Raw genomic sequence first — 26,229 nt, 5'->3', positions numbered from 1 at the left:
AGACTTGCATGCATAACAACAAGAAAGGTACATCTCAGATGAATGCGATTTCTCGCCTCGCTACTGTCATTTCTGTCGCCTCCCTGTTCCCGCTCGCAATTCTGCCTCTCAGTGTTTCCGCTGCCGAATCCAAAGGTTCGGTCGAAGTCGTGCACTGGTGGACGTCCGGTGGCGAAAAAGCCGCCGTTGATGTACTCAAGGCCCAAGTCGAAAAAGACGGTTTCACCTGGAAAGACGGCGCTGTCGCCGGTGGTGGCGGTGCAACTGCCATGACCGTGCTGAAAAGCCGCGCAGTCGCCGGCAACCCGCCTGGTGTTGCCCAGATCAAAGGCCCGGACATCCAGGAATGGGCATCCACTGGCCTGCTCGACACCGACGTGTTGAAAGACGTCGCCAAGTCGGAAAAGTGGGACAGCCTGCTCGACAAGAAAGTCTCCGATACCGTGAAGTACGACGGTGATTACGTGGCCGTGCCGGTGAACATTCACCGCGTGAACTGGCTGTGGATCAACCCGGAAGTGTTCAAGAAAGCCGGTATCGAAAAAGCCCCGACCACCCTCGAAGAATTCTACGCCGCCGGCGACAAGCTGAAAGCGGCGGGCTTCATCCCGCTGGCTCACGGCGGTCAGCCTTGGCAGGACAGCACCGTATTCGAAGCCGTGGTGCTCTCGGTCATGGGCGTTGATGGCTACAAGAAAGCCCTGGTCGACCTCGACAACAAAGCGCTGACCGGTCCGGAAATGGTCAAGGCGCTCACCGAGCTGAAGAAAGTCGCGACCTACATGGACGCCGACGGCAAAGGCCAGGACTGGAACCTGGAAGCGGCCAAAGTCATCAACGGCAAGGCCGGCATGCAGATCATGGGCGACTGGGCCAAGTCCGAATGGACTGCCGCGAAGAAAATCGCTGGCAAGGACTACCAGTGCGTCGCCTTCCCGGGCACCGACAAAGCGTTCACCTACAACATCGACTCGCTGGCCGTGTTCAAGCAGAAGGACGCAGGCACTGCGGCCGGTCAGCAGGACATCGCCAAAGTCGTGCTGGGTGAAAACTTCCAGAAAGTCTTCAGCATCAACAAAGGTTCGATCCCGGTTCGCAACGACATGTTGAACAACATGGAATCGCTGGGCTTCGACTCCTGCGCACAGACTGCTGCGAAAGACTTCCTCGTTGACGCCAAGTCCGGCGGCCTGCAACCAAGCATGGCGCACAACATGGCGACCACGCTGGCCGTGCAAGGCGCGTTCTTTGATGTCGTGACCAACTACATCAACGACCCGAAAGCTGACCCGGCCGATGCGGCGAAGAAACTCGGCGCAGCGGTGCAGTCGGCCAAATAACTAAAAGCAGGCTCGAACCCTGTGGGAGCGAGCCTGCTCGCGAAGGCGTCATGTCAGTTGCTACATCCGTCGACTGACACAGCGTTTTCGCGAGCAGGCTCGCTCCCACAAGGGATCTCACTGTAAGTTTTTATTCCCTGTACTGGATTTCCCCATGAGTTCTGTTGCTGTGTTCAGCAAGGCCTCGCCGTTCGATGCATTGCAGCGTTGGCTACCGAAACTGGTGCTGGCGCCGAGCATGTTCATCGTGCTGGTGGGCTTCTATGGCTACATCCTGTGGACGTTCGTGCTGTCGTTCACCACCTCGACGTTTCTGCCTAATTACAAGTGGGCCGGTCTGGCGCAATACGCGCGGTTGTTCGACAACGATCGCTGGTGGGTCGCGAGCAAGAACCTCGCGGTGTTCGGCGGTATGTTCATCGGCATCACCTTGGTGATCGGCGTGTTGCTGGCGGTGTTCCTCGACCAGCGCATCCGTCGCGAAGGCTTTATCCGCACCATTTACCTGTACCCGATGGCGCTCTCGATGATCGTCACCGGTACCGCATGGAAATGGCTGCTCAACCCGGGCATGGGCCTGGACAAATTGTTGCGTGACTGGGGTTGGGAAGGCTTCCGTCTCGACTGGCTGATCGACCCCGATCGCGTGGTCTACTGCCTGGTGATTGCCGCTGTCTGGCAAGCCTCAGGCTTCATCATGGCGATGTTCCTCGCCGGCCTGCGTGGCGTTGATCAGTCGATCATTCGTGCCGCACAGATCGATGGCGCGAGCATGCCGATGATCTACTGGAAAGTGGTGCTGCCAAGCCTGCGTCCGGTGTTCTTCAGTGCCGTGATGATTCTGGCGCACATCGCGATCAAGAGCTTCGACCTGGTCGCGGCGATGACGGCCGGTGGCCCGGGTTATTCCTCCGACCTGCCAGCGATGTTCATGTATTCCTTCACCTTCAGTCGCGGCCAGATGGGCATGGGCTCGGCCAGTGCGATTCTGATGCTCGGTGCGATCCTCGCGATCATCGTGCCTTACCTGTATTCCGAGCTGAGGACCAAGCGCAATGACTAGTCTCGCTGCCAAACCTGCTATCAGCCTGAGTCGCATCGCGATCTACGCGGTGCTGATTTTCGCGGTGTTCCTGTATCTGGTGCCGCTGGTGGTCATGTTGCTGACCAGCTTCAAGACCCCGGAAGACATCAGCACCGGCAACCTGCTGAGCTGGCCGACCGTGGTCAGCGGCATCGGCTGGGTCAAGGCCTGGGCCACGGTTGACGGGTACTTCTGGAACTCGATCAAGATCACTGTTCCGGCTGTGATCATCTCCACCGGTATCGGCGCGTTGAACGGCTATGTGCTGTCGTTCTGGCGCTTTCGCGGTTCGCAGTTGTTCTTCGGCCTGCTGTTGTTCGGCTGCTTCCTGCCGTTCCAGACCGTGCTGCTGCCGGCCTCGTTCACCCTCGGCAAAATGGGCCTGGCGAGCACCACCACCGGTCTGGTCTTCATCCACGTGGTTTACGGTCTGGCGTTCACCACGCTGTTCTTCCGTAACTACTACGTGAGCATTCCGGATGCGCTGGTGAAAGCCGCACGCCTCGACGGCGCGGGTTTCTTCACGATTTTCCGCCGCATCATTCTGCCGATGTCGACGCCGATCATCATGGTCTGCCTGATCTGGCAGTTCACCCAGATCTGGAACGACTTCCTGTTCGGCGTGGTGTTCTCCAGCGGTGATTCGCAACCGATTACGGTGGCGCTGAACAATCTGGTCAACACCAGCACCGGCGCCAAGGAATACAACGTTGATATGGCAGCGGCGATGATCGCCGGCCTGCCGACCCTGCTGGTCTATGTGGTCGCAGGCAAGTATTTCGTGCGCGGGCTGACGGCCGGCGCAGTCAAGGGGTAATCATGGCAACGCTCGAACTTCGCAACGTAAACAAGACCTACGGTGCCGGCCTGCCGGACACCCTGAAGAACATCGAACTGTCGATCAAGGACGGTGAGTTCCTGATCCTCGTCGGCCCGTCGGGCTGCGGCAAATCGACGTTGATGAACTGCATCGCCGGTCTGGAAACCATCACCGGCGGCGCGATCATGATCGGTGATCAAGACGTCAGCGGTATGAGCCCGAAGGATCGCGACATCGCCATGGTGTTCCAGTCCTACGCGCTGTACCCGACCATGAGCGTGCGCGAGAACATCGAGTTCGGCCTGAAGATTCGCAAGATGCCTCAGGCAGCGATCGACGAAGAAGTCGCGCGCGTGGCAAAACTTCTGCAGATCGAACACTTGCTCAATCGCAAGCCGGGTCAGCTCTCCGGTGGTCAGCAACAGCGTGTGGCAATGGGCCGTGCACTGGCGCGCCGGCCGAAGATTTATCTGTTCGACGAACCGCTGTCCAACCTCGACGCCAAGCTGCGCGTCGAGATGCGCACCGAAATGAAACTGATGCACCAGCGCCTGAAAACCACCACGGTCTACGTGACCCACGACCAGATCGAAGCGATGACGCTGGGCGACAAAGTGGCGGTGATGAAGGACGGCATCATTCAGCAGTTCGGTACGCCGAAAGACATCTACAACAACCCGGCCAACCTGTTCGTGGCGAGCTTCATCGGTTCGCCGCCGATGAACTTCATCCCGCTGCGTCTGCAACGCAAGGACGGTCGTCTGCTGGCGCTGCTCGACAGCGGCCAGGCGCGTTGCGAGCTACCGATGAGCATGCAGGACGCCGGTCTCGAAGATCGCGAAGTGATCCTCGGCCTGCGCCCGGAGCAAATCGTTCTGGCGAACGGCGAGGGCAATGGCCTGCCGAGCATTCGTGCCGAAGTGCAGGTTACCGAGCCGACCGGTCCGGACACGCTGGTGTTCGTCAATTTGAATGACACCAAAGTCTGCTGCCGTCTGGCGCCGGACGTGGCACCGCAGGTGGGCGAGAACCTGACGCTGCAATTCGATCCGTCAAAAGTGTTGTTGTTCGATGCCAAGACTGGCGAGCGCTTGGGTGTTGCGGGCGTGCCACAGACCGATGCGCGGTCTGCGAACGTCGCCCAGTTCAAAGGTCGCTGAAGAACAAATCTGGGAGCACGCGGTGGATTGCCTGTAATCCATCGCACTTTATGTAAACCGCGTTAGATAAAAACAGTTAATAACAATAAAGACGAGGATGTAGGGATGAAAATGAAACACGTCAATGCCCGGTTGATCTGCCAAGTGTCAGCTGCGGCGGCATTGGTGCTGGCCGGTAACGCCATGGCGGCGGATGCCTTCAGCTCCGACTCGAAATGGATGACCGGCGACTGGGGTGGCGAGCGTACCAAGCTGATCGAGCAGGGTATCGACATCAAGGCCGACTACGTTGGGGAAGTCGGTGGCAACCTGAACGGTGGCTACAACGACGACAAGACCGCGCGTTACGCTGACCAGTTCGGTCTGGGCGTGGCACTCGATCTGCAAAAGCTGTGGGGCTGGGATAACACCCAGGCGAAGATCCAGCTGACCAACCGTAACGGCTACAACATCTCCAACGACCGCGTTGGCGATCCGCGTGCCGGCACCTTGAGTTCTTCGCAAGAAGTCTACGGCCGTGGCCACATGGTGCGTCTGACCCAGTTGTGGATTCAGCACCAGTTCTTCGACAACAAACTCGACGTCAAGGCCGGTTACTTCGGTGAAGGCGAAGACTTCAACACCTTCCCGTGCGACTTCCAGAACCTGGCGTTCTGCGGTTCCCAAGTGGGTAACTGGGCGACCAACATCTGGTACAACTGGCCGGTCAGCCAGGCCGCGATCCGGGTGAAGTACAACATCAACGACGAGCTCTACGCGCAAATCGGCGCGTACAACCAGAACCCGTCGCAGCTGGAGCACGGCAACGGCTTCAAACTGAGCGGCAGCGGCACCAAAGGTACCGTTCTGCCGATCGAGCTGGTCTGGTCGCCGAAGGTCAACAGCCTGCCGGGCGAATACCGCGTCGGTTACTACAAGAGCACGGCCGATGCTGACGACGTTCGCGAAGACGTCAACGGTTTCGACGCTGCTACCACTGGCGACGCCTACAAAACCCACAGCAGCAAAAGCGGCTACTGGTTCGTGGCGCAACAGCAACTCACCAGCCACAACGGTGATGCCTCGCGCGGTCTGAACATCGCCGCCAACGCCACGTTCCACGACAAGGACACCAACTTCATCGACAACTATCAGTCGGTGATGTTTGTCTACAAAGGCCCGTTCGACGCGCGTCCGAAGGATGACGTCGGTATCGGCGCGGCGCGTATCCACGTCAACGATGACGTGAAGAAAAACGCCGAGCTGCTGAACGCTTCCAACGGTGTTTCGGACTACGACAACCCGGTGTTCTCGCCGATTCGTGAGACCGAATACAACTACGAGATCAACTACGGCTTCCACGTCACCAACTGGCTGACCGTACGTCCTAACCTGCAATACATCACTCACCCGGGTGGTGTGGATGCAGTGGACAACGCATTGGTCGCGGGCCTGAAAATTCAGTCTACGTTCTAACGCGTCTGCGATAAGCTCCTCTCTATGTGCGCATATTTGCGGACAGCCAAGGCTGTCCGCTTTTTTTTGAGGGGTGGTAATCCCCGTAATAGATGAATTCGGAACCGTGGCAAATGCATGAGCATCCGCTACAACGCTTCTTCAAATCCCTGCGTGAACAACCGGTGTTCGCTTGGGAGCGCTATCAGATGCGCGACGTGTTGGTGATCGATCATCCGCTGTGTCAGGCGGTGTTCAGTCGTCAGGGTGCGCAGTTGCTGCACTTTCAGCCGCGCGGGCAAAAGCCATGGTTGTGGTGTGCGGCGAAGTGGCCGCATGTCGGCGCGATCCGTGGTGGTGTGCCGGTGTGCTGGCCGTGGTACGGCCGTCATCCGAGCGAAAACGCTTGGCCGTCCCATGGCTGGGCGCGTTTGCTTGACTGGAAGTTGCTCGACAGCAGCAGCGCCGAAGATGGCGTGCGCCTGCACTGGCAATTGCAGCTGTGCGACTGGCAGGTTGACCTGCACGCGCACTTGGGTGAACGCATGGAGTTACGCCTGAGCACCGAGCATCAGGACGACATGCCGTGCCAGTTGAGCCAGGCTTTGCACGCTTACTGGCGTATTGGCGATGTCGGTGAGATAGCGCTGTCTGGGCTCGAAGGGGCGCAGGGTTATGACCAGTTGAATCGCCAGGTTTGTCAGCAGGAAGGTGAGTTGCGGGTGGATGGCGGCTGTCAGCGGGTGTTCCAGCACGACGGCGAATTGCAGCTGAAAGATCACGCCTGGCAGCGCGAGTTGTGCATCGATACCGGTGACAGCGCCGACACGGTGGTGTGGCATCCAGGCGCGCGGCCGTTGCTGGGTGTGACGTGGGATGAGATTTCGGAGTTTGTCTGTGTGGAAGCGGCGGCGGGTGGGACGGACAGTCTGCATCTGGCGCCGGGGGAGAAGGCGCATTTGAGTTTGCAGGCGTGGGCGGCGGCTTGATCGTTCCCACGCTCCGCGTGGGAATGCAGCCCGGGACGCTCTGCGTCCCTTTCGGAGATGGGACGCGGAGCGTCCCTTGAGGCATTCCCACGCAGAGCGTGGGAACGATCAGTCCTCAGAGATCAGTTGAATTCATCCCCAACCGGATACCGGCTGGCATTCAAGCTCTCTTTGATCTTGCGCAGATGCGGCTGGAAATCCACCCCGCGCCGCAGCGTCATCCCGGTCGCCAGCACATCCAGCACCGTCAACTGAATGATCCGCGACGTCATTGGCATATAGATGTCGGTGTCTTCCGGCAGCGGAATGTTCAGGCTCAAGGTACTCGCCTTGGCCAGCGGCGAATTCTCCGCCGTCAGGCCCAACACTGAAGCGCCATTCTCGCGAGCAATGCGCGCCACTTCGACCAGTTCACGGGTACGCCCGGTGTAGGAAATGATCACAAACAGCTCTCCGGTGTGCGCCACCGAAGCAATCATCCGCTGCATCAACACATCGGCGTGCGCGGTGACGGCGAGGTTGAAACGGAAGAACTTGTGCTGCGCATCCAGCGCCACCGGTGCCGAAGCCCCGAGGCCGAAGAAGTGGATTTGCCGGGCCTGAATCAACAGGTCGACGGCGCGGCTGATCAGGTTCGGATCGAGCGCCTGACAAGCGCTGTCCAGGGATGCGATGGCGCTGCCGAAAATCTTCTGCGTGTACGCCTCGGGATTGTCGTCGGCCTCGACCGCGCGGCTGACATACGCCGCGCCACTGGCCAGGCTCTGCGCCAGTTGCAGCTTGAGTTCGGGGTAGCCGCTGACACCGAATGAACGGCAGAAACGGTTGACCGTCGGTTCGCTCACCGAGGCTGCCTGGGCGAGGGCGGCGATGCTGAAGCGGGTGGCCTGCTGCGGGTTGAGCAGGATCACCTCGGCGACTTTGCGTTCGGCCTTGTTCAGGTCTTCAAGGCGACTCTGGATCTGTTCCAGTAAATTTCGCACGCGGTCCATATGGAATTCCTAATTCACCTGCGCAAAGGTGCGCCGGGCTATGCAAATTGGGCCTTTGATATGGCCCGTAACGGTGGCCTATCCTACTGATGGCTCCGACCGACCACCACTCGGAATCTGTATATTGCGAAAATGTTGTGGTTATTACTACATTTTCCCTTGAGTGATGCCTTGAAAAAAGGTATTTGTAGCTTAACTTGATAAAAGAACAAACATCATGCCTTCGATTACGGTTGAACCGTGCACCTTTGCCTTGTTCGGCGCGCTTGGCGATCTGGCCCTACGCAAACTGTTTCCTGCCCTTTATCACCTCGATGGCGCCGACCTGCTGCACGAGGACACGCGCATCATCGCGTTGGCCCGTGAAGAAGGTTCCGAGCAGCAGCACATGGCGTTCATCGCCGCCGAACTGCGTCGTTATGTGGGCAAAGAGCTGAACGAAGCCGTTGCCGAGCGTTTTCTCGCACGCCTGACCTACCTGCACGTCGACTTCCTCAGATCTGAAGATTATGTGGCGCTGGCCGAGCTGGCCGGCAGCACGCAACGCATGATTGCCTACTTCGCCACACCGGCAGCGGTGTACGGCGCGATCTGCGAGAACTTGGCGAAAGTCGGTCTGGCAGAAAACACCCGCGTGGTGCTGGAAAAACCGATCGGCTCCGACCTCGAATCGTCGCGCAAGGTCAACGACGCCGTGGCGCAGTTCTTCCCGGAGAACCGCACCTACCGCATCGACCACTATCTGGGCAAAGAAACCGTACAGAACCTGATCGCCCTGCGTTTCGCCAACAGCCTGTTCGAAACCCAGTGGAACCAGAATTACATCTCCCACGTGGAAATCACCGTGGCCGAGAAGGTCGGCATCGAAGGCCGTTGGGGCTACTTCGACAAGGCCGGCCAGCTGCGCGACATGATCCAGAATCACCTGTTGCAGCTGCTGTGCCTGATCGCCATGGACCCACCGGCTGATCTGTCCGCCGACAGCATCCGTGACGAGAAGGTAAAAGTGCTCAAGGCCTTGGCGCCGATCAGCCCGGAAGGCCTGACCACGCAAGTGGTGCGCGGCCAGTACATCGCTGGTCACAGCGAAGGCAAATCCGTCCCGGGTTACCTCGAAGAACCGAATTCCAACACCCAGAGCGACACCGAAACCTTCGTCGCTTTGCGTGCCGACATCCGTAACTGGCGCTGGGCCGGCGTGCCGTTCTACCTGCGTACGGGCAAACGCATGCCGCAAAAGTTGTCGCAGATCGTCATCCACTTCAAGGAGCCGTCGCACTACATCTTCGCCCCTGAGCAGCGTCTGCAGATCAGCAACAAACTGATCATCCGCCTGCAACCGGACGAAGGCATTTCCTTGCGCGTGATGACCAAAGAGCAGGGCCTGGACAAAGGCATGCAACTGCGCAGCGGTCCGCTGCAACTGAATTTCTCCGACACCTGGCGTAGCGCGCGGATCCCCGATGCCTACGAGCGGTTGTTGCTGGAAGTGATGAACGGCAATCAGAACCTGTTTGTCCGTAAAGATGAAATCGAAGCCGCGTGGAACTGGTGTGACCAGTTGATCGCCGGGTGGAAAAAATCCGGTGACGCGCCCAAGCCGTATGCGGCCGGGTCGTGGGGGCCGATGAGCTCCATTGCATTGATCACGCGGGACGGGAGGTCGTGGTATGGCGATATCTGATGTGCAACTGCCTGCGGGCGTGAACGCTCACGAATTCAAGAGCCCGGTGCTGTTGGCCGAAGGGCTGGCGCTGAATGTTGCCAAGCAACTGAGCGAGGCCATTGCGGCGCGCGGCAACGCGGTGCTGGTGGTGTCTGGCGGTCGTAGCCCGGTGGCGTTCTTCCAGCACCTGGCCAAACAGGAACTGGACTGGTCGAAGGTCGTCGTGACCCTCGCCGACGAGCGTTGGGTGCCGGTCGAACACGCCGACAGTAATGCTGGCCTGCTCAAGCAATACCTGCTCAAAGGCCCGGCGGCGAAAGCGCAGTTCCTCAGCCTTTATAGCGCGGCGGCGAATGTGGAACAGGCTGCCGAGAACGCCGACCGCTTGCTCGCCGAGCTACCGCCGATTGACGTGCTGGTACTGGGCATGGGCGATGACGGCCACACCGCGTCGTTGTTCCCGGACAGCCCGAATCTCACCGAAGCGCTGCAAGCCGACGGCACGCGTCATTGCTTACCGATGCTGGCACCAAGCGTGCCGCGTCAGCGCCTGACCATGAGCCGTGCGCTGCTGGCTTCGGCCAAGCACAAGATTCTGTCGATTTCCGGTCAGTCGAAGCTGACCACCCTGAATGCCGCACTGGCATCCGACGACGTCGCCGCCATGCCGGTGCGCGCGTTTCTGCAACCTACGTTAGAGATTTACTGGTGCCCATGAGCCAAGGAACAGCCGCTATGACAACCCCATCCCCGACCGTTTCCATGGCGGACAAAGTTGCCCTGATCGACAGCCTCTGCGCCAAGGCGCGGATCCTGCCGGTGATCACCATCGCCCGCGAACAGGACGTGCTGCCACTGGCTGACGCCCTGGCCGCCGGTGGTCTGACCGCGCTGGAAGTGACCCTGCGTTCGCAGTTCGGCCTCAAGGCCATTCAGATCCTGCGTGACCAGCGCCCGGAGCTGATGACCGGTGCCGGCACCGTGCTCGATCGCAACATGCTCGCGGCTGCCGAAGCCGCCGGCTCGCAATTCATCGTCACCCCAGGCATTACCCGTGACCTGCTGGAAGCCAGCGTCGACAGCCCGATTCCGCTGTTGCCGGGCATCAGCAACGCCTCCGGCATCATGGAAGGCTACGGTCTGGGCTATCGCCGCTTCAAGCTGTTCCCGGCTGAAGTCAGCGGCGGCGTGGCGGCAATCAAAGCCCTCGGCGGCCCGTTCGGCGAAGTGAAATTCTGCCCGACTGGCGGCGTCGGCCCAGCCAATATCAAGAGCTACATGGCGCTGAAAAACGTCATGTGCGTGGGCGGTAGCTGGATGCTCGATCCGGAGTGGATCAAGAACGGCGACTGGGCGCGTATTCAGGAATGCACTGCCGAGGCCTTGGCGCTGCTGGACTGATTGTTACCAGACACTTCGTTGTGTGTTCTACGGCTTTACGGTGCGCTTGGTCGGTGCACCGTTTTTTTTTGCCCGGAAAAAAGCACCGAGACATCAAGCGATACATAGTTACCGCACGCGAGCTTTTGCGTGGCGCTAATCTGCGTTCATCTTATGGAAGAGAGAACGCCTCATGGACGACCATCAATCTGTCGCTTTATCAATCAACGCTCTGCGCCCGCGGCAGTTGCCCGTGGTGGGCAGTTTCGATTGGCACAACAGCCAGGGCAAGGTGCGCAACATCAGTGCGGGCATCGAAGGCCTGCCTCTTCTACTGCGGCTGGCCCTTGTCGATGTAATGACTGGCGAGCCTGTCAGCGGCGCCGTGGTCCGCATCGAGCAGCACATTGGCACCGACACACTGTGCGGCAGTCAGTCGACCGACAGTAAAGGCACCGTTCGTTTCACCAGCCTTTACCCGGATCGGCAAACTGCCTTTTCGTGCATCGCTCTGAGCGTCGCCATCGCTAATGACGATGAACAGCCGCAGTTGTATCAGGAGGCCTGGGCGGGGTGCGTGCATTTGCCCCGTGCCTGCAATTGCACGGCCGTGGAAAACGATGCCGTTCGGCTGGCGTTGCGCCCGATCACGGACGATGGCCCGGAGGACGGCTTCTTCGGCAACCTGACGATCGGCGTCGACACCTTTGCACTGTCATCGCAGATCGGCGTGGCGGGCTACGACAAATACCTGATTACAGTGTTTTAGCGCAGCTCGTTCAGCGCACTGATCAGCAGTTGCATGTCGCCAGCGGTAGTGGTGAGCCCTGGCGTGATGCGAATGCATGGCCCGCAAGCAGCCCCGGTGCGCACCACGGTGAACAGGTTGAAGTCGTTGAGCAAGCGTTCGGCCATGGTTTGCTGATCATCGTGGCGAGTGAAGCGCAGGGCGCTGATACCGCATGACAGGCGAGCATCATCGGGCGTCATTACTTCGATGCCGGGCAAGTGGCGGACGGCGCTCACCCACAGACTGCGCAGGTAATTGAGCCTCGCGCCTTTAGCGGCGGCGCCACCCAGTGAACGGTGCTCTTCGAACACCAGTGGCAGGGTCATCAGTGCCGGAATGTTCGGCGTGCTGTATGAAGTGCGCGCGCGAATATCGTTCACCGGATAGTGCATTTCACCCATGTCCGGATCGATGTCGGCAAGACGTTGTGGCGCAATATAAAGAAAGCCAAGGGTCAGCGGCGCGCCGATCCATTTGTGCAGGTTGTAGCCGGCGAAGGCGATGCCAAGCGCTTCGAGATCGAATTCGAGCTGACCGAGGGCGTGGGCGCCATCGAGAATGATGTCGACCCCATACTCCTTGGCGAGCGCGGCGATGGCTTGCACGGGCATGACCAGACCTGTGCGGTGGGTGACATGGGTGAGGGCTATCAACTTGAGTTTCGGGTGTTCGACGAACGCCTCGCGGTACGTCTCCAGCAGGCTGTCGAAACTCGCCGGATGCGTGTGGGCAATTTCGATGACTTCAGCGCCGCGGTGCTTGGCCAGCCAACGCATCGCACCCTTGACGGTGTCGTACTCCAGATCGCTGATCAGCACCTGATCGCCGGGTTGCAAGCGGTTGTAATTGCGGATCAGCGACTGCAGGCCTTCGGTGGCGTTGCGGGTGAAGGCCACACTTTGCGCGCGCACACCGATCAACTCGGCCAGTTGCGCGCGGATGTCGAGGTTGTCGTGCAGTTCGAAGCGCTGGCGCACGTACACCGAGTTGCTGGTATTGATCAGCTCGATGTTGCGCTGGTACTCCTCGATCACCGTGCGCGACATCCGCCCGAAGTAACCGTTTTCCAGGTTCACGGGGCCGGGTTGAACGTCGTAGCGGTCGGCGAATGTCTGCCAGAAGGCTTCGTCACGGGCGCGGCGGGTGTTATCGGGCATGGTCGGCAAGCTCTGAGGAAGAGGGCGCTCTAGTGGCGCGGGGCAGGTTTGCCATGTTTGGCGCGCAGCGGTTCAAGCAAGTCCGACAGGCCGTTATGGTCGATCTCCTGCATCAAGGCGAGCAGGCCGCCAAGTTCGCCGTGCGGGAAGCCTTCGCGAGCGAACCAGTTCAGATACGGCCCGGGCAGGTCGGCAATGATCCGGCCCTTGTATTTGCCGAAGGGCATTTCGCGGGTAATCAACAGTTCGAGTTTTTCGGGATTCATCAAAAGTATCGTCTGGCTTCAAATCAGATTGGAAAATACAGGCATTCTGCATGCAGGCCAAATGACAGATCATGCAAATAACCGCAATACAGATAGTTCATTTAACTTTATCTTGTTGATTTATAACGAAATTTATCTTTTTAAAAACCTGGCACGCACACTGCAATATCCCTTGCATCTTCCACCGATCGCAAGGAATTGAAAAATGACCGACATGAATAAAGAAGCCATCTCTGTACTCAATGACCTGATTGAAACCAGCAAGGACGGTCAGGAAGGGTTCAAGACTTGCGCTGAAGACATCAAGCACCCAGAACTGAAAACCCTGTTCGTGACGCGCTCCGCCGATTGCGCTACCGCTGCAGCTGAGCTGCAAGCTGAAGTTCGCAAACTGGGCGGCGATCCGGAAACTTCTACCAGCGTCAGCGGTGATCTGCACCGTCGTTGGGTCGACGTCAAAGCCATGTTCACCGGCAAAGACGAAGAGGCTGTGCTGAACGAAGCCGAGCGTGGTGAAGACCATGCGCTGAAGGCTTACAAGGAAGCACTGGAAAAAATCACCAAGCACAATCTGGTTGGCATTCGTGACCTGGTTGAACGCCAGTACCACGGCGTACAACGCAACCACGACCAGGTGAAAGCCCTGCGTAACCAGGCTCGCGCACGCTCGTAAGCGTTTGCCGGTTATAAAAAACGCCAGCTAGTCTGGCGTTTTTTTATGTTTGTTTTAAAAGCAAAAGATCGCAGCCTGCGACAGCTCCTGGTTTGGAATACAGGAGCTGCCCTAAGCTGCGATCTCTTCAATCAGCCAATGCTGATCGCCGGCAACGTTGGCAAAGTCACCGTCTGCTGCTTGCGCGGTGCGAGAATTTCCGCCTCGCCATCCACCACCAGCTCATCACGCTGGTTGAACACGCGAGTGGCAATGCGCACACGAAACTTCGGCAGTTTCTCGAGGATTTCCAGACGCACAGTCAGCGTGTCGCCAATCTTCACCGGCTTCTGAAAGCTCATCTGCTGACCGATATAAATGGTGCCCGGCCCAGGCAATTCGCAGGCAACGGCGGCGCTGATCAGCGCGCCACTGAACATACCGTGAGCGATACGCTCCTTGAACATGCTGGCGGCGGCGAATTCGGCGTCCAGGTGCACCGGGTTGTGGTCACCGGACATGGCGGCGAACAGTTGGATGTCACGCTCTTCGACAGTCTTGCTGTAGCTGGCGGTCTGGCCGACTTCGAGGGCTTCGTAAGGGATGTTGGTAACCTGGGTCATCGGTCTTGATTCCTGTGACGGATTAAATGAATCCACAAAAGATTATTCACTGCGCTGCGGTCGCGGATGGCTCAGGGCCTGGTCAATCCAGGCCAGTACATCGGCGATCACTTCATCGCGGTTGGTTTCGTTGAACAATTCGTGCCGCGCCTGCGGGTAGATCTTCAGTTGCAGGTTCTGGCTGCCGGCCGTGCGCAAAGCGTTGGCCAGATCTGTCAGACGCTTGCCTTCACTCACCGGATCACATTCGCCGCCGATCACCAGCAACGGCAGGCCCGGGTCGATCTGCGCGAGATTGGACGCTTTGCTGATTTGCTGCAAGCCGCCGAGCAGGTCGATCCACAGCTGGTTGGTGCAGCGAAAGCCGCACAGCGGGTCGGCCGCGTACTGGTCGACTTCGGCGGGATCGCGACTCAGCCAGTCGAAGGGCGTGCGCGCCGGTTTGAATTTGTTGTTGAACGAGCCGAACGATAACCACTCGATCAACGCGCTGCGACCCTTGCCGCCCTGACGCAGTTTTTCCATACGAGCGATCTGCCGCGCGGCGCGATACAGGGCGACTGGCTGAAAATTCGATCCGCTGAGAATCGCCCCGTTGAGGCTGGCGCTGTGGTGCAGCAAATAGGCCTGGGCGAGATAGCTGCCCATGCTGTGACCGAGCAGGATGATCGGCACACCGGGATGTTGTTGGCCGATGTGCTGATTGAGGCTGGCCAGATCGCCGAGCACCTTGCACCAACCGTCATCGTCAGCGAAGTGGCCGAGGGTGCCCTGATCGGCAGTTCTGCCATGTCCACGCAAATCCGGGGCATACACGCCATATCCTTTGTCGCAAAACGTGTCGGCCAAACGGGCGTATCGACCGCTGTGTTCGGCCATGCCGTGGGCCAGCAGGATCACCGCTTGCAACGGCGCGCCGGGCAGCCACTGGTTGACGAACAGGCGGCTGCGGTCACTCGCGTCCAGCCATAGGGTGTGGTGGATCATGGCGATTCCTTTGCTCAGAGTCGGATCATTGTATAGCGCGTCTGATCAGCCCACGCCACGGCAGGAAGATTCACACGATCAATGACGGCTTTGCCCATATTTGCCTCAATGGCCATAGCTGCTAGTGTCCGTGAAGCTCCGCTTTTTCAGAAATGACAGAAAGCGGCTCCCGGATCGGCTCAGGTAAAGAGGACAAGAACAATGCAACCTGATTTCTGGAACGACAAACGCCCGGCCGGCGTACCGCTGGACATCGACATGGGTGAGTTCAAGTCGGTGATCGAGGTGTTCGAGCGTTCCTGCAAGAAGTTCGCGGATCGCCCGGCGTTCAGCAACATGGGCATCACGCTGACCTACGCCGAACTCGAGCGCCAGAGCGCCGCGTTCGCCGGTTATCTGCAGGCGCATACCGATCTGGTGCCGGGCGATCGCATTGCGGTGCAGATGCCCAACGTCCTGCATTACCCGATTGCCGTGTTTGGTGCCCTGCGCGCCGGGCTGATCGTGGTCAACACCAACCCGCTGTACACCGCGCGGGAGATGCGTCACCAGTTCAAGGATTCCGGCGCGCGCGCGCTGGTGTACCTGAACATGTTCGGTCAGAAAGTCCAGGAAGTGCTGCCCGACACCGACATTCAGTACTTGATCGAAGCGAAGATGGGCGACCTGATGCCCACCGCCAAAGGCTGGCTGATCAACACCGTGGTCAGCAAAGTGAAAAAAATGGTCCCGGAGTATTCGCTGCCGCAAGCGATCTCCTTCAAAAGCGCGCTGCGCATGGGCCGAGGCCTGGGCATCAAGCCGCTGAAGGTCAGCCTCGACGACATCGCCGTGTTGCAATACACCGGCGGCACCACCGGCCTGGCCAAAGGCGCGATGCTGACCCACGGCAATCTGGTGGCGAACATGCAGCAAGTGCGTGCCTGTCTGGCCCAGCTCGGCCCGGACGGCCAGCCGCTGCTACGCGAAGGTCAGGAGGTGATGATCGCGCCGCTGCCGCTGTACCACATCTATGCCTTCACCGCGAACTGCATGTGCATGATGGTCTCCGGCAACCACAACGTACTGATCACCAATCCGCGCGACATTGCCGGGTTCATCAAAGAGCTGAAGAACTGGCGTTTCTCGGCGCTGCTGGGCTTGAACACGCTGTTCGTTGCGCTGATGGAGCACCCGGATTTCAAAACACTGGATTTCTCCAGCCTGAAGCTCACCAACTCCGGCGGCACCGCGCTGGTCAAAGCCACCGCCGAGCGTTGGGAGCAGATGACCGGTTGCCGCATCACCGAAGGTTACGGCCTGACCGAAACCTCGCCGGTGGCCTGCACCAACCCCTACGGCGATCAATCGCGTCTCGGCACGGTGGGTCTGCCGGTGCCGGGCACATTGTTGAAAGTCATCAACGATGACGGCGTAGAACAGCCGATGGGCGAGCGTGGCGAGTTGTGCATCAAAGGTCCGCAGATCATGAAGGGCTACTGGCACAAACCGGAAGCCACCGCCGAAGTGCTGGATGCCGAAGGCTGGTTCAAGTCGGGCGACATTGCGGTGATTGATCCCGATGGTTTCGTGCGCATCGTCGATCGCAAGAAGGACATGATCATCGTCTCCGGTTTCAACGTGTACCCGAACGAGATTGAAGACGTGGTCATGGCCCACCCGAAAGTCGCTAACTGCGCGGTAATCGGCGTACCGGACGAGCGCTCGGGCGAGGCGGTGAAGCTGTTCGTGGTGGCGCGGGAAACCGGTGTCAGCCTCGAAGAGCTGAAAGCCTACTGCAAAGAGAATTTCACCGCGTACAAAGTGCCGAAACACATCGTGCTGCGTGAGTCGTTGCCGATGACGCCGGTCGGGAAGATTCTGCGGCGTGAGTTGCGCGATATCGCTTAAGTCTTGAAAACAAAAAGATCGCAGCCTTCGGCAGCTCCTACACTGGAATGCGTTTCCTGTAGGAGCTGCCGAAGGCTGCGATCTTTTGCTTTGAAGCCCCCGTAAACCGGGGATTCTAAGGTGATATAGGATTATTGCTCTAAAATGACTGCTGGCAAGTCTTGAGTCACAAATATGACTGTATGGGCCGCTTTTGGCTCTAGTCGACCCTCGGCAAAGCTGCTACTCTCGGCGCGCTTTTGTGACTTCTCGGCCTATCTGAAAGCCAGATTCACCAATACAAAACACACACCAATAATAATCGCATCAAATGCGGTGAAGAATTCGCGTTGCTGAGGAGTGGGCTTCCATGATCGAAGACTTTTGGAAGGATAAATACCCGGCTGGAATTGCTGCCGACATCAATCCAGACGAGTATCCGAACATTCAGGCAGTGTTGAAGCAATCCTGCCAACGCTTCGCCAACAAACCGGCTTTCAGCAACCTGGGCAAGACAATCACCTACGGTGAACTGTACGAATTGTCCGGTGCGTTTGCCGCGTATCTGCAACAGCATACCGACTTGCAGCCCGGTGATCGAATCGCCGTGCAATTGCCCAACGTCCTGCAATACCCGGTGGCCGTCTTCGGTGCGATCCGCGCCGGGCTGATCGTGGTCAACACCAACCCGCTGTACACCGCGCGGGAAATGGAACACCAATTCAATGACTCCGGGGCCAAGGCCCTTGTTTGCCTGGCGAACATGGCGCACCTGGCCGAAGCCGTGGTGCCGAAAACCGGGGTCAAACACGTCATCGTCACCGAAGTTGCCGACCTGTTGCCGCCGGTCAAACGCCTGCTGATCAACAGCGTCATCAAGTACGTGAAGAAAATGGTTCCGGCCTATCACCTGCCGAAAGCCATCAAGTTCAACGACGTGCTGAGCAAAGGCCAGGGCCAACCGGTGGCCGAAGCCAACCCGGACAGCGGCGACGTCGCGGTGCTGCAATACACCGGCGGCACCACCGGCGTGGCCAAGGGCGCGATGCTGACTCACCGCAACCTCGTCGCCAACATGCTGCAATGCAAGGCGCTGATGGGTTCCAACCTCAACGAAGGCTGCGAGATCCTGATCACGCCGCTGCCGCTGTACCACATCTATGCGTTTACCTTTCATTGCATGGCGATGATGCTGATCGGCAACCACAACATCCTGATCAGCAACCCGCGCGACCTGCCGGCGATGGTCAAGGAACTGTCGAAGTGGAAGTTCAGCGGTTTTGTCGGCTTGAACACCTTGTTCGTGGCCCTGTGCAACAACGAAGGTTTCCGCAAGCTGGACTTCTCGGCACTGAAAGTCACCCTGTCCGGCGGCATGGCCCTGCAACTGGCCGCTGCTGAACGCTGGAAAGCGGTCACCGGTTGCGCCATCTGCGAAGGTTACGGCATGACCGAAACCAGCCCGGTGGCGACGGTCAACCCGATCCAGCACATCCAGATCGGCACCATCGGTATTCCGGTGCCGTCGACCCTGTGCAAAGTCATCGACGATAACGGTGTCGAGCAGCCGCTGGGTGAAATCGGCGAGTTGTGCGTCAAAGGCCCGCAAGTGATGAAGGGCTACTGGCAGCGTCAGGAAGCCACCGATGAAATGCTCGACAGCGAAGGCTGGCTGAAGACCGGTGACATCGCGCTGATCCAGCCGGACGGCTACATGCGCATTGTCGATCGCAAGAAAGACATGATTCTGGTCTCCGGTTTCAACGTTTATCCGAACGAGCTGGAAGACGTGCTGGCGACCTTGCCGGGCGTGTTGCAGTGCGCGGCCATCGGCGTGCCGGACGAGAAGTCGGGCGAGGCGATCAAGATTTTCATCGTCGCCAAACCGGGCGTCACGCTGACCAAGGAAACGGTGATGGAGCACATGCGCGCCAACGTCACCGGCTACAAGGTGCCGCGCTCGGTGGAATTCCGCGATGCGTTGCCGACCACCAACGTCGGCAAGATCCTGCGCCGCGAGTTGCGCGATGAAGAGCTGAAGAAGATCAAGGCCAAGTCCGCCGCCTAATGCAAAAAGCCCCGCAGATGCGGGGCTTTTTGTTGGTGCAGAGGAGGGCTTTGATCGTTCCCACGCAGAGCGTGGGAACGATCAGTGTGGGAGGGGCTTGCTAGCGAAGCTTTTCGGCTACTGACGGAACGGCGCGAAATTCACATTGGTCCCCGCCGGACGCATGTCCTGCAGATACGAATCCTTGTCCGCGCTCAATTCCAGGCTCAACGCCGCTTTACGCTTGCCTTCGTTGCGAATCACCAGCCCTTCGAGCTTTTCACGCAGAAACACCGTCGGCACTTTCAGGTGCAGCAGTTCGTCGGTGGCCGGCGTGTGCATCAGCAGGTGAATCCACTCGTACTGACCAATCGCCAGACGCGACACTGGCAGGTCGAACCACCAGATGTTGCGGTTGCGGTTCAGTTCGGCGAAGTGGCAGTTGTTGGTGCCGAGCACGGCGCCGCCCAGTTCCTTGTTGCGACGGGCGATGGCCTGCGTTTTATCGAGTTTCATAACATTCCTGCGGGATCGGTTCCTGGCGCGTGGCGCCCATATGGTGGGCATTCTCGTGGGTTGGGCTGCAAACATAAAGCCCAACCTGCTCGTCGCGACGAAATGATCCGGCGAAAAATAAATGAAACTTGGCGCAAACCCGGCCAGTCAATCATTACGTACTGACTTTTCCCCCTAATTGCACCAAGGAGAAACACCATGAGTAGCACAGGCGATAAAGTAAAAGGCATGGCCAACGAAGCGGTCGGCAACGTCAAGCAAGGCGTCGGTAAAGCCACCGACAACGACAAGCTGCAGGTCGAAGGCAAAATTCAAGAGAAGAAAGGCGAAGCCCAGCAAGAAGTCGGCAAAGCCAAGGACTCTCTCAAAAAAGGCGTCGACAAGGCGTAATTCAGCCTTGAACGAAACACATGAGCGGCCATCCAAGGATGGCCGTTTTTGTGTCGAAATCCTGCTGAGACCCGGCAAGGTTCGCCAAACAGGCTACCTTGATGTAAAAAACGGCCCCTGAGTCGCCACGATTTCAAACCTGTATAGCGGCGAAAGGAGACGCGAATGATATTTCCAGACATGAAAGGTCTGCCCCTGCATCGGGTGATGATGCGCACGGTCACTGAGTTCGTCGATGACGAAATGTCGACCTACGCCTCGGCACTGGCCTACCAGATGCTGTTCTCGCTGTTCCCGTTCATTCTGTTCCTGATCGCCCTGATCGGTTTCCTGCACCTGCCGGACTTCTTTTCCTGGTTGCGCCTGCAATCGGAATTGGTCCTGCCACCGCAGGCATTGGAATCGGTCAACCCGGTAATCGATCAACTGCAACAATCCAAGGGCGGTTTGCTCTCGGTCGGTATCGTCATCGCCTTGTACACCGCTTCTGCCGGCGTACGCCTGATGATGAGTGCGATGAATGCGGCGTATGACGTGGTCGAAGGTCGACCGGTCTGGAAGCGCTTTCCGCTGTCGGTGGTTTACACCGTCGGCATCGCCGGCATGCTGCTGGTGGCTGCCGCGTTGATGGTGCTCGGGCCGCAGGTGATGGGCTGGATCGCCGCGCAGGTCGGGCTGGAAGAGGTCATCGTTACAATCTGGACGATTGCGCGCTGGCCGGTGATCGTGATTCTGATGATGGTCGCCGTGGCACTGATCTACTACGTCATGCCGGACGTTAAACAGGAATTCCGCTTCATCACCCCAGGCTCGGTACTCGCCGTGGTGGTGTGGATCATCGCCTCGTTGGGTTTCGCGTTCTACGTGAAGACCTTCGCCAACTACAACGCGATGTATGGCAGCATCGGGGCGATCATCGTGCTGTTGCTGTATTTCTACATTTCCGCCGCGGTGCTGCTGCTCGGCGCGGAAATGAATGCGGTGATCGAGCACATGTCCAGCGAGGGCAAGGACCCGGGCGAGAAAGTCCCCGGCGAACTCGATGAACAACCCAAACAACATGTCTCGGGCCTGGGCCGCGATCACTCGCTCAAGCCGGACACTGACGAAGCCACATCATGATCCGTGAAATCCTCAAAATGGGCGACGAGCGTCTGCTGCGCATCGCCCCGCCGGTGCCGCCGGAAATGTTCGACAGCCCTGAGCTGTGGCAACTGATCGACGACATGTTCCAGACCATGGAAAGCGTCGGCGGCGTCGGTCTGGCCGCGCCGCAGATCGGCGTCGATTTGCAATTGGTGATTTTCGGCTTCGAGCACAGCGAACGTTACCCGGATGCCGAAGCGGTGCCGCAGACGATCCTGATCAATCCGCTGATCACGCCGTTGAATACACTGACGGAAGAAGGTTTTGAAGGTTGCCTGTCGGTGCCGGGTTTGCGCGGTGCCGTGGATCGATTTCAACAGATTCGCTATGAAGGGTTCGATCCGAAGGGCGAACCGATTGTGCGCGTGGCCTCGGGTTTCCATGCGCGGGTGGTGCAGCATGAGTGCGATCACCTGATCGGCCGGTTGTACCCGTCGCGGATTACCGACTTCAGCAAGTTCGGCTTTACCGAAGTGATGTTCCCGGATCTCGATCCCACGGCTGACGACTAGTTCAAGACCTAACACATCCCCTGGGGGAGCGAGCCTGCTCGCGAATGCGCAATATCAGTGACAGGTTCTCTGCCTGACACACCGTTTTCGCGAGCAGGCTCGCTCCCACAGGGTTTTGCGTCAGATTGAAGGTTTCAGCTCCATCGCAATCATCGGCTTGCTCCGCGCATACCGGCTCAACCGCTCCGCCATCGCCTGCGGCAAGGCCGGATCGAAGGTAAACCCGCGCCGCTCGTAAAACCCCCGCAAATCTGGATGACAGAACAGCCACACCGGCTCGCTCACACCCTGTACCGCTGCCGCAATCAACTGCGCGGCAAGCCCTTGTTCGCGACAACCAGGATCCACAAACAACCCCGTCAACCAATGCCCTCCGGCGACCGGCCGCAAGCACAACGCGGCCACAATGTCGCCGCGCCGCGCCACCCACAATTGCGCATCGCGCACGGCTTTCATCGACGATTGATGGCTGCGGTAAAATTTGTTCATCAACGGCCACAAGGACTCGTCGAGCAGGCTGAATCGGGTATCGGGCATGGGCTCGGACTGTCGGTACGAAAAGCCGCGATTATAAAAGAACGCGCGGCTCTGGATAGGTGTATACCTGACCTCACATCCCCTGTGAGTGGAGTACGCATCATGTCCAAAGGTATGGATTCAAAGAAAGCCGCGAAGAAAAAACCGGCCAAGACTGCGATTGAAAAACGTGCGGAGAAGAAGGCCAAGAAGGTCGATATTTTCGGCCATTGAGCAAGTCCTTCCGGAGCCCGGTTCTCGGGCTCCTGCCTGAACCTGAAAATATTCTGCAAGATCATTGCGCACTACCGTGCATTTGCGGTGTGGCAGTACCTGCTGCTGGTCACCATGGACTCAGACCGATTGATAGTCCTGAGCATCCTGTCACTCGCCCAAGAACTTGATCCCCGTTGGAGCGAGCCGGCTCGCGAAAGCGTCTGCCACGGCAACATTTATCCCCGCGCTGAACCGATTCTTGTGCAAAAAGTGCCAGACACTGGCCGACTAGTGGCCTTGCGCGCGGCTTTGCGCTGTCTATGCTCCTCAGTAACTAACCATGTCGACCGTGCACGGTTAGTGCGTGAATTCATGCTGCCAGAGTGCGCAACCCAAGGCACCGACACTGAACCAACAAGGAGCATCATTTATATGGAAGTTCTTCAACGCGTTAGGGCTGGCCCGCGTGCGGGCTATCAAGAGAAGGATGTCTTGATTAGAGCGTCGCTGCATGGACGTTCCGATTGATCATCAGTTATCACCTGACAACTTCCTCCCTTTGGAGGAATGCGTGTGCCTGTTCTGTGGAATCCATTGGTGGATCTTGAAAGACCTGAACTTTCATCAAATCAAAAGACCGCGCGGAAGGTGATAGAACCATGTTCAACCTACATCACAAGGCTGACCTGCAGCAGATCGAGCGATTCAGCTGTGCCTTGACCGAGGCTAACGCCAAGATCGAAGCGATCAGCCGCTCGATGGCAATGATCGAATTCACCCCCGACGGCATCGTTCTGGATGCCAACGAAAACTTCTGCAAAACCATGGGTTACAGCGCTGAAGAAGTGCGGGGCAAACATCACCGGATCTTTTGTGAAGAAGCCTTTTACCGCAGCGAGGAATACGCCAGGTTGTGGCGCGACCTGGCCCGTGGCGAGCCTATCAGTGGCACCTTTCTGCGCTTGAACAAGAACGGCAGAGAGATCTGGCTCGAAGCCAGTTACATGCCGGTGTATGGCCCGGACAAGCAGGTCAAAAGTGTGATCAAAGTGGCGGCGGACATTACCGCCCGGGTGAACAAAGAACATGAAGAAGAAAGCATGCTCGCGGCGATCAGCCGTTCGATGGCGGTGATCGAGTTCACCCCGGAAGGCGATGTGATTGCCGCCAACGACAACTTTCTCAAGACCATGCAGTACTCGCTCAACGAAATCGTTGGCCATCATCACAGCATGTTTTGCCATCGCAGCGAGTCGGAGTCATCGCAGTACAAAGCTTTCTGGGCCTCGTTGAATCGCGGCGAATATCACTCCCATCGTTTTGAGCGCAAGAACAAGGCCGGCCATATGGTTTACCTCGAAGCCTCCTACAACCCGCTGTTCGACGCCAAGGGCCGCTTGTACAAAGTGGTCAAGTTCGCCAGCGACATCACCCATCAGATGACCACCTTGCAGAACGCCGCCGAATCGGCCCACAGCACCTCGGTACAAAATGACGCCTGCGCGCAAAAAGGCTCACAGGTCGTGCAGCAAACGGTGCAGATCATTCAGGACATTTCCCGCGACCTCAACGAAGCGGCGGTCAGCATCGACGCGGTCAGCAAGCAGTCGGACATCATCGGCACCATCGTTCAGACCATCCGCGGGATTGCCGATCAGACCAACTTGTTGGCGCTCAATGCGGCTATCGAAGCAGCGCGGGCCGGGGAGCATGGGCGCGGGTTTGCGGTGGTCGCGGATGAAGTGCGCAGCCTCGCGGCGCGAACCAGTCAGGCGACGCTGGAGATCGTTGATGTGGTGCGCAAAAACCATGACTTGTCGCTGAGTGCGGTGTCGAGCATGCAGTCGAGTCTGAGTCGAACCGGGCTAGGAGTGGAACTGGCGAACGAAGCGGGAGCGGTGATTCAGGAAATTCAGCAAGGCTCACGGCACGTCGTTGATGCCATCAGCCAGTTCAACGAAACCCTGCAATTGAACTGACACCGTAGAGCAACTGTGGGAGCGAGCCTGCTCGCGAATGCGATTGATCATTCAACAGTGATGTTGGCTGATCCACCGCTTTCGCGAGCAGGCTCGCTCCCACAGGTATTGTGTTTATTCAGAACCGTCAAAGGGCAGCAAGAAACTTGTCCGCCGTTTTATCGCTGTCCTTCACGTTGTTTTTCTCCGCTTCGCCAACTTAATCTTGTCCTGTAAACGCTCGGCGATCTCTTTGCCGATGCGCTATCAACGATGGGCAATATTCTCCAACGCCAGATTGCGTGTCCGCGGGCCAAAGTAGCCGATGGTCAGCATCACGATCAGCATGCTGCTGACGATGAACGCCAACACTCCGGGCGTACCGAAATTGTCGAGAAACAAACCGATCAACAGGCTGCTGAACACCGTCGACAAGCGACTGAACGAATAGCAGAAACCCACCGCGCGGGCGCGAATATTGGTCGGGAACAGTTCGCTCTGGTACGAGTGATAACTGAAGCTCAGCCAGGCATTGCAGAAGGTGATCATCACCCCGCAGAAGATCAGCCCGAACGCACTGGTCTGCAACGCAAACAAGGTGCCGAAGGTCATGGCGCCTAGGGCGGAGCCGACAATCTGCCATTTGTTCTCGAAGCGATTGGCGAACTTCACGAACAGCAACGGCCCGAGCGGGTAGGCGAGGGTGATGATGAAGGCGTACATCAGACTGTGGGTGACGCTGACGCCCTGACCGGACAGCAACGCCGGCAACCAGTTGCCAAAGCCAAAGAAACCGATCGCCTGGAAGATGTGGAAAACGATCAACATCAACGCGCGGCGGCGATAGGGCGGCTGCCAGATATCGGCGAAACGACCTTTGCCCTCTACGTCGACCGGTACGGCTTCAGGAGCGTCCAACGGTTTGCCGTCATCCTTCTCGCAACGCGCTTCAATATTGTCGAGAATCCGATTGGCCTCATCAAAACGCCCCTGTTGCGCCAGCCAGCGTGGCGATTCCGGCAGACGTTTGCGCAGCCACCAGATAAACAAGGCAAACACCGCGCTCGCCAACACCACCCAACGCCAGCCGGACACGCCAAACGGCGCTTGCGGCACCAGCCACCACGACATTAATGCCACCGCTGGCACCGACAGAAACTGCACGAAAAACGCAAAGGCAAACGCCGAGCTGCGCATGCGTTTGGGCACCAGCTCCGAGAGGTAGGCGTCGATGGTCACCAGTTCGATGCCCAAGCCGATGCCCACCAGAAAGCGCATGCCGATAATGCCCAGCGCCGAACCTTGAATGCCCATCAACACCGTCGCCACGGTGTACCAGACGAGCGCGAAGGTGAAGATCGCGCGCCGGCCAAAACGGTCGGCCAACGGGCTGAGCAGGCTGGCGCCGAGGAACAGACCGAGGAAAGTCGCCGAGGCAAACGCTGCCTGATCGGAGAACCCGAATACGCCCTGATTACCGGTGGCAAAGATACCGTCGCGGATCAGGCCGGGGCTGATGTAGGCGGTCTGGAACAGGTCATAGAGTTCGAAGAAACCACCGATCGACAGCAGCGCCACCAGCCGCCAGATCGTCGCGACCGCCGGGAGGCGGTCGATGCGGGCGGAAACCTGAGCGGCGCGGATCGGGTCGATGCCGTCGCTGTGCGCGGCGGCGGGGGCGTGAGCAGTCATGGGCTGATCCATTTTTTATTGATGGAA

At 58.5% G+C, this 26,229-nt stretch carries 25 protein-coding genes and 1 pseudogene; 18 read left to right on the top strand and 8 right to left on the bottom strand.

Translation table 11 applies throughout. The features are described 5' to 3' along the window. The first annotated feature begins 38 nt into the window (after nt 1-38). From ACQ4OE_RS19885 to ACQ4OE_RS19860, 6 genes are all read left to right on the top strand, one after another. The gene (locus ACQ4OE_RS19885; RefSeq protein WP_122589538.1) at nt 39-1,340 is read left to right on the top strand and encodes an ABC transporter substrate-binding protein; all 1,302 of its coding nucleotides are present in this window, start codon (nt 39-41) and stop codon (nt 1,338-1,340) included. A 154-nt stretch (nt 1,341-1,494) separates the two neighbouring features. Continuing rightward, on the top strand, nt 1,495-2,403 hold the full coding sequence (locus ACQ4OE_RS19880) for a carbohydrate ABC transporter permease (protein ID WP_008082808.1): 909 nt from the start codon (nt 1,495-1,497) through the stop codon (nt 2,401-2,403). Further along, a complete protein-coding gene (locus ACQ4OE_RS19875) occupies nt 2,396-3,241 on the top strand; it encodes a carbohydrate ABC transporter permease (RefSeq protein WP_008082809.1) in 846 nt (281 codons plus the stop codon). Before ACQ4OE_RS19880 ends, ACQ4OE_RS19875 begins: the two co-directional genes overlap by 8 nt. Nucleotides 3,242-3,243: 2 nt before the next feature. Then, nucleotides 3,244-4,404, top strand: coding sequence for an ABC transporter ATP-binding protein (locus ACQ4OE_RS19870; RefSeq protein ID WP_430947643.1), 1,161 nt, complete (start codon nt 3,244-3,246; stop codon nt 4,402-4,404). Between the two features lie 105 nt (nt 4,405-4,509). Continuing rightward, nucleotides 4,510-5,859, top strand: coding sequence for a carbohydrate porin (locus ACQ4OE_RS19865; RefSeq protein WP_430947642.1), 1,350 nt, complete (start codon nt 4,510-4,512; stop codon nt 5,857-5,859). A 113-nt stretch (nt 5,860-5,972) separates the two neighbouring features. Further along, nucleotides 5,973-6,827 carry a D-hexose-6-phosphate mutarotase gene (locus tag ACQ4OE_RS19860; RefSeq protein WP_007917868.1) on the top strand — a complete coding sequence of 285 codons (855 nt, stop codon included), beginning with the start codon at nt 5,973-5,975 and terminating at the stop codon, nt 6,825-6,827. 122 nt (nt 6,828-6,949) lie between these two features. On the opposite strand, the gene ACQ4OE_RS19855 is transcribed toward ACQ4OE_RS19860, so the two are convergent. Further along, the gene (locus tag ACQ4OE_RS19855; protein WP_171057240.1) at nt 6,950-7,810 is read right to left on the bottom strand and encodes a MurR/RpiR family transcriptional regulator; all 861 of its coding nucleotides are present in this window, start codon (nt 7,808-7,810) and stop codon (nt 6,950-6,952) included. Nucleotides 7,811-8,036: 226 nt separating this feature from the next. Here ACQ4OE_RS19855 and zwf point away from each other — a divergent pair, with 226 nt between their 5' ends. The 4 genes from zwf (at nt 8,037) to ACQ4OE_RS19835 (ending at nt 11,634) form a co-directional block, all read left to right on the top strand. Further along, nucleotides 8,037-9,503: a glucose-6-phosphate dehydrogenase gene (gene zwf, locus ACQ4OE_RS19850; protein ID WP_122589533.1), complete on the top strand. Its 1,467-nt coding sequence runs from the start codon at nt 8,037-8,039 to the stop codon at nt 9,501-9,503. Continuing rightward, nucleotides 9,490-10,203: a 6-phosphogluconolactonase gene (gene pgl, locus ACQ4OE_RS19845; RefSeq protein ID WP_430947641.1), complete on the top strand. Its 714-nt coding sequence runs from the start codon at nt 9,490-9,492 to the stop codon at nt 10,201-10,203. Before zwf ends, pgl begins: the two co-directional genes overlap by 14 nt. A 17-nt stretch (nt 10,204-10,220) precedes the next feature. Next, nucleotides 10,221-10,886: a bifunctional 4-hydroxy-2-oxoglutarate aldolase/2-dehydro-3-deoxy-phosphogluconate aldolase gene (locus ACQ4OE_RS19840; protein WP_008082815.1), complete on the top strand. Its 666-nt coding sequence runs from the start codon at nt 10,221-10,223 to the stop codon at nt 10,884-10,886. Nucleotides 10,887-11,058: 172 nt separating this feature from the next. Further along, nucleotides 11,059-11,634 carry a hypothetical protein gene (locus ACQ4OE_RS19835; RefSeq protein WP_430947640.1) on the top strand — a complete coding sequence of 192 codons (576 nt, stop codon included), beginning with the start codon at nt 11,059-11,061 and terminating at the stop codon, nt 11,632-11,634. On the opposite strand, the gene ACQ4OE_RS19830 is transcribed toward ACQ4OE_RS19835, so the two are convergent. Both ACQ4OE_RS19830 and ACQ4OE_RS19825 read right to left on the bottom strand, forming a co-directional pair. Further along, a complete protein-coding gene (locus ACQ4OE_RS19830; protein ID WP_430947639.1) occupies nt 11,631-12,812 on the bottom strand; it encodes an aminotransferase class V-fold PLP-dependent enzyme in 1,182 nt (393 codons plus the stop codon). The genes ACQ4OE_RS19835 and ACQ4OE_RS19830 overlap by 4 nt on opposite strands. 29 nt (nt 12,813-12,841) lie before the next feature. Beyond that, nucleotides 12,842-13,078, bottom strand: a complete 237-nt coding sequence (locus ACQ4OE_RS19825; protein WP_003227425.1) for a DUF3820 family protein — start codon at nt 13,076-13,078, stop codon at nt 12,842-12,844. 205 nt (nt 13,079-13,283) lie between these two features. Between ACQ4OE_RS19825 and ACQ4OE_RS19820 the strand changes: the two genes are divergently transcribed. Beyond that, on the top strand, nt 13,284-13,751 hold the full coding sequence (locus tag ACQ4OE_RS19820) for a ferritin-like domain-containing protein (protein ID WP_122589524.1): 468 nt from the start codon (nt 13,284-13,286) through the stop codon (nt 13,749-13,751). A 131-nt stretch (nt 13,752-13,882) separates the two neighbouring features. On the opposite strand, the gene ACQ4OE_RS19815 is transcribed toward ACQ4OE_RS19820, so the two are convergent. Both ACQ4OE_RS19815 and ACQ4OE_RS19810 read right to left on the bottom strand, forming a co-directional pair. Beyond that, entirely contained in the window at nt 13,883-14,353 is a 471-nt protein-coding gene (locus ACQ4OE_RS19815; protein ID WP_003227420.1) for a MaoC family dehydratase, read from the bottom strand. Nucleotides 14,354-14,395: 42 nt separating this feature from the next. Next, a complete protein-coding gene (locus tag ACQ4OE_RS19810) occupies nt 14,396-15,340 on the bottom strand; it encodes a lysophospholipase (protein ID WP_430947638.1) in 945 nt (314 codons plus the stop codon). 201 nt (nt 15,341-15,541) lie between these two features. Between ACQ4OE_RS19810 and fadD2 the strand changes: the two genes are divergently transcribed. Next, entirely contained in the window at nt 15,542-17,230 is a 1,689-nt protein-coding gene (gene fadD2, locus ACQ4OE_RS19805; RefSeq protein ID WP_122589520.1) for a long-chain-fatty-acid--CoA ligase FadD2, read from the top strand. 349 nt (nt 17,231-17,579) lie between these two features. Beyond that, on the top strand, nt 17,580-19,277 hold the full coding sequence (gene fadD1 / locus ACQ4OE_RS19800; protein WP_122589519.1) for a long-chain-fatty-acid--CoA ligase FadD1: 1,698 nt from the start codon (nt 17,580-17,582) through the stop codon (nt 19,275-19,277). A gap of 117 nt (nt 19,278-19,394) precedes the next feature. Here the strand turns inward: fadD1 and ACQ4OE_RS19795 are convergent, their stop codons facing one another. Further along, the gene (locus ACQ4OE_RS19795) at nt 19,395-19,772 is read right to left on the bottom strand and encodes a hypothetical protein (RefSeq protein ID WP_007917843.1); all 378 of its coding nucleotides are present in this window, start codon (nt 19,770-19,772) and stop codon (nt 19,395-19,397) included. A gap of 198 nt (nt 19,773-19,970) precedes the next feature. Between ACQ4OE_RS19795 and ACQ4OE_RS19790 the strand changes: the two genes are divergently transcribed. The 3 genes from ACQ4OE_RS19790 (at nt 19,971) to def (ending at nt 21,820) form a co-directional block, all read left to right on the top strand. Further along, the gene (locus ACQ4OE_RS19790; protein ID WP_430947637.1) at nt 19,971-20,162 is read left to right on the top strand and encodes a CsbD family protein; all 192 of its coding nucleotides are present in this window, start codon (nt 19,971-19,973) and stop codon (nt 20,160-20,162) included. A 165-nt stretch (nt 20,163-20,327) separates the two neighbouring features. After that, complete coding sequence (locus ACQ4OE_RS19785; RefSeq protein WP_122589515.1) at nt 20,328-21,284, top strand: YihY/virulence factor BrkB family protein; 957 nt, start codon at nt 20,328-20,330, stop codon at nt 21,282-21,284. After that, nucleotides 21,281-21,820, top strand: coding sequence for a peptide deformylase (gene def, locus ACQ4OE_RS19780; RefSeq protein ID WP_122589513.1), 540 nt, complete (start codon nt 21,281-21,283; stop codon nt 21,818-21,820). Before ACQ4OE_RS19785 ends, def begins: the two co-directional genes overlap by 4 nt. 120 nt (nt 21,821-21,940) lie before the next feature. Here the strand turns inward: def and ACQ4OE_RS19775 are convergent, their stop codons facing one another. Continuing rightward, a complete protein-coding gene (locus ACQ4OE_RS19775) occupies nt 21,941-22,357 on the bottom strand; it encodes a GNAT family N-acetyltransferase (RefSeq protein ID WP_430947636.1) in 417 nt (138 codons plus the stop codon). Nucleotides 22,358-23,211: 854 nt separating this feature from the next. Here ACQ4OE_RS19775 and ACQ4OE_RS19770 point away from each other — a divergent pair. Next, a pseudogene (locus ACQ4OE_RS19770) lies at nt 23,212-23,988 on the top strand (PAS domain-containing protein); the annotation flags it as partial. A gap of 3 nt (nt 23,989-23,991) precedes the next feature. Next, complete coding sequence (locus ACQ4OE_RS19765; protein WP_232013121.1) at nt 23,992-24,531, top strand: methyl-accepting chemotaxis protein; 540 nt, start codon at nt 23,992-23,994, stop codon at nt 24,529-24,531. Nucleotides 24,532-24,777: 246 nt separating this feature from the next. Here the strand turns inward: ACQ4OE_RS19765 and ACQ4OE_RS19760 are convergent, their stop codons facing one another. Further along, nucleotides 24,778-26,202, bottom strand: coding sequence for an MFS transporter (locus ACQ4OE_RS19760; RefSeq protein ID WP_430947635.1), 1,425 nt, complete (start codon nt 26,200-26,202; stop codon nt 24,778-24,780). Nucleotides 26,203-26,229 lie beyond the last annotated feature (27 nt).

It is taken from the genome of Pseudomonas sp. WC2 (assembly GCF_050586545.1).
In the GTDB taxonomy this organism is placed as follows: Bacteria; Pseudomonadota; Gammaproteobacteria; order Pseudomonadales; family Pseudomonadaceae; genus Aquipseudomonas.
Note: the sequence above shows the minus strand (reverse complement) of the source record. Positions and strands in the feature narration are given on the sequence as shown.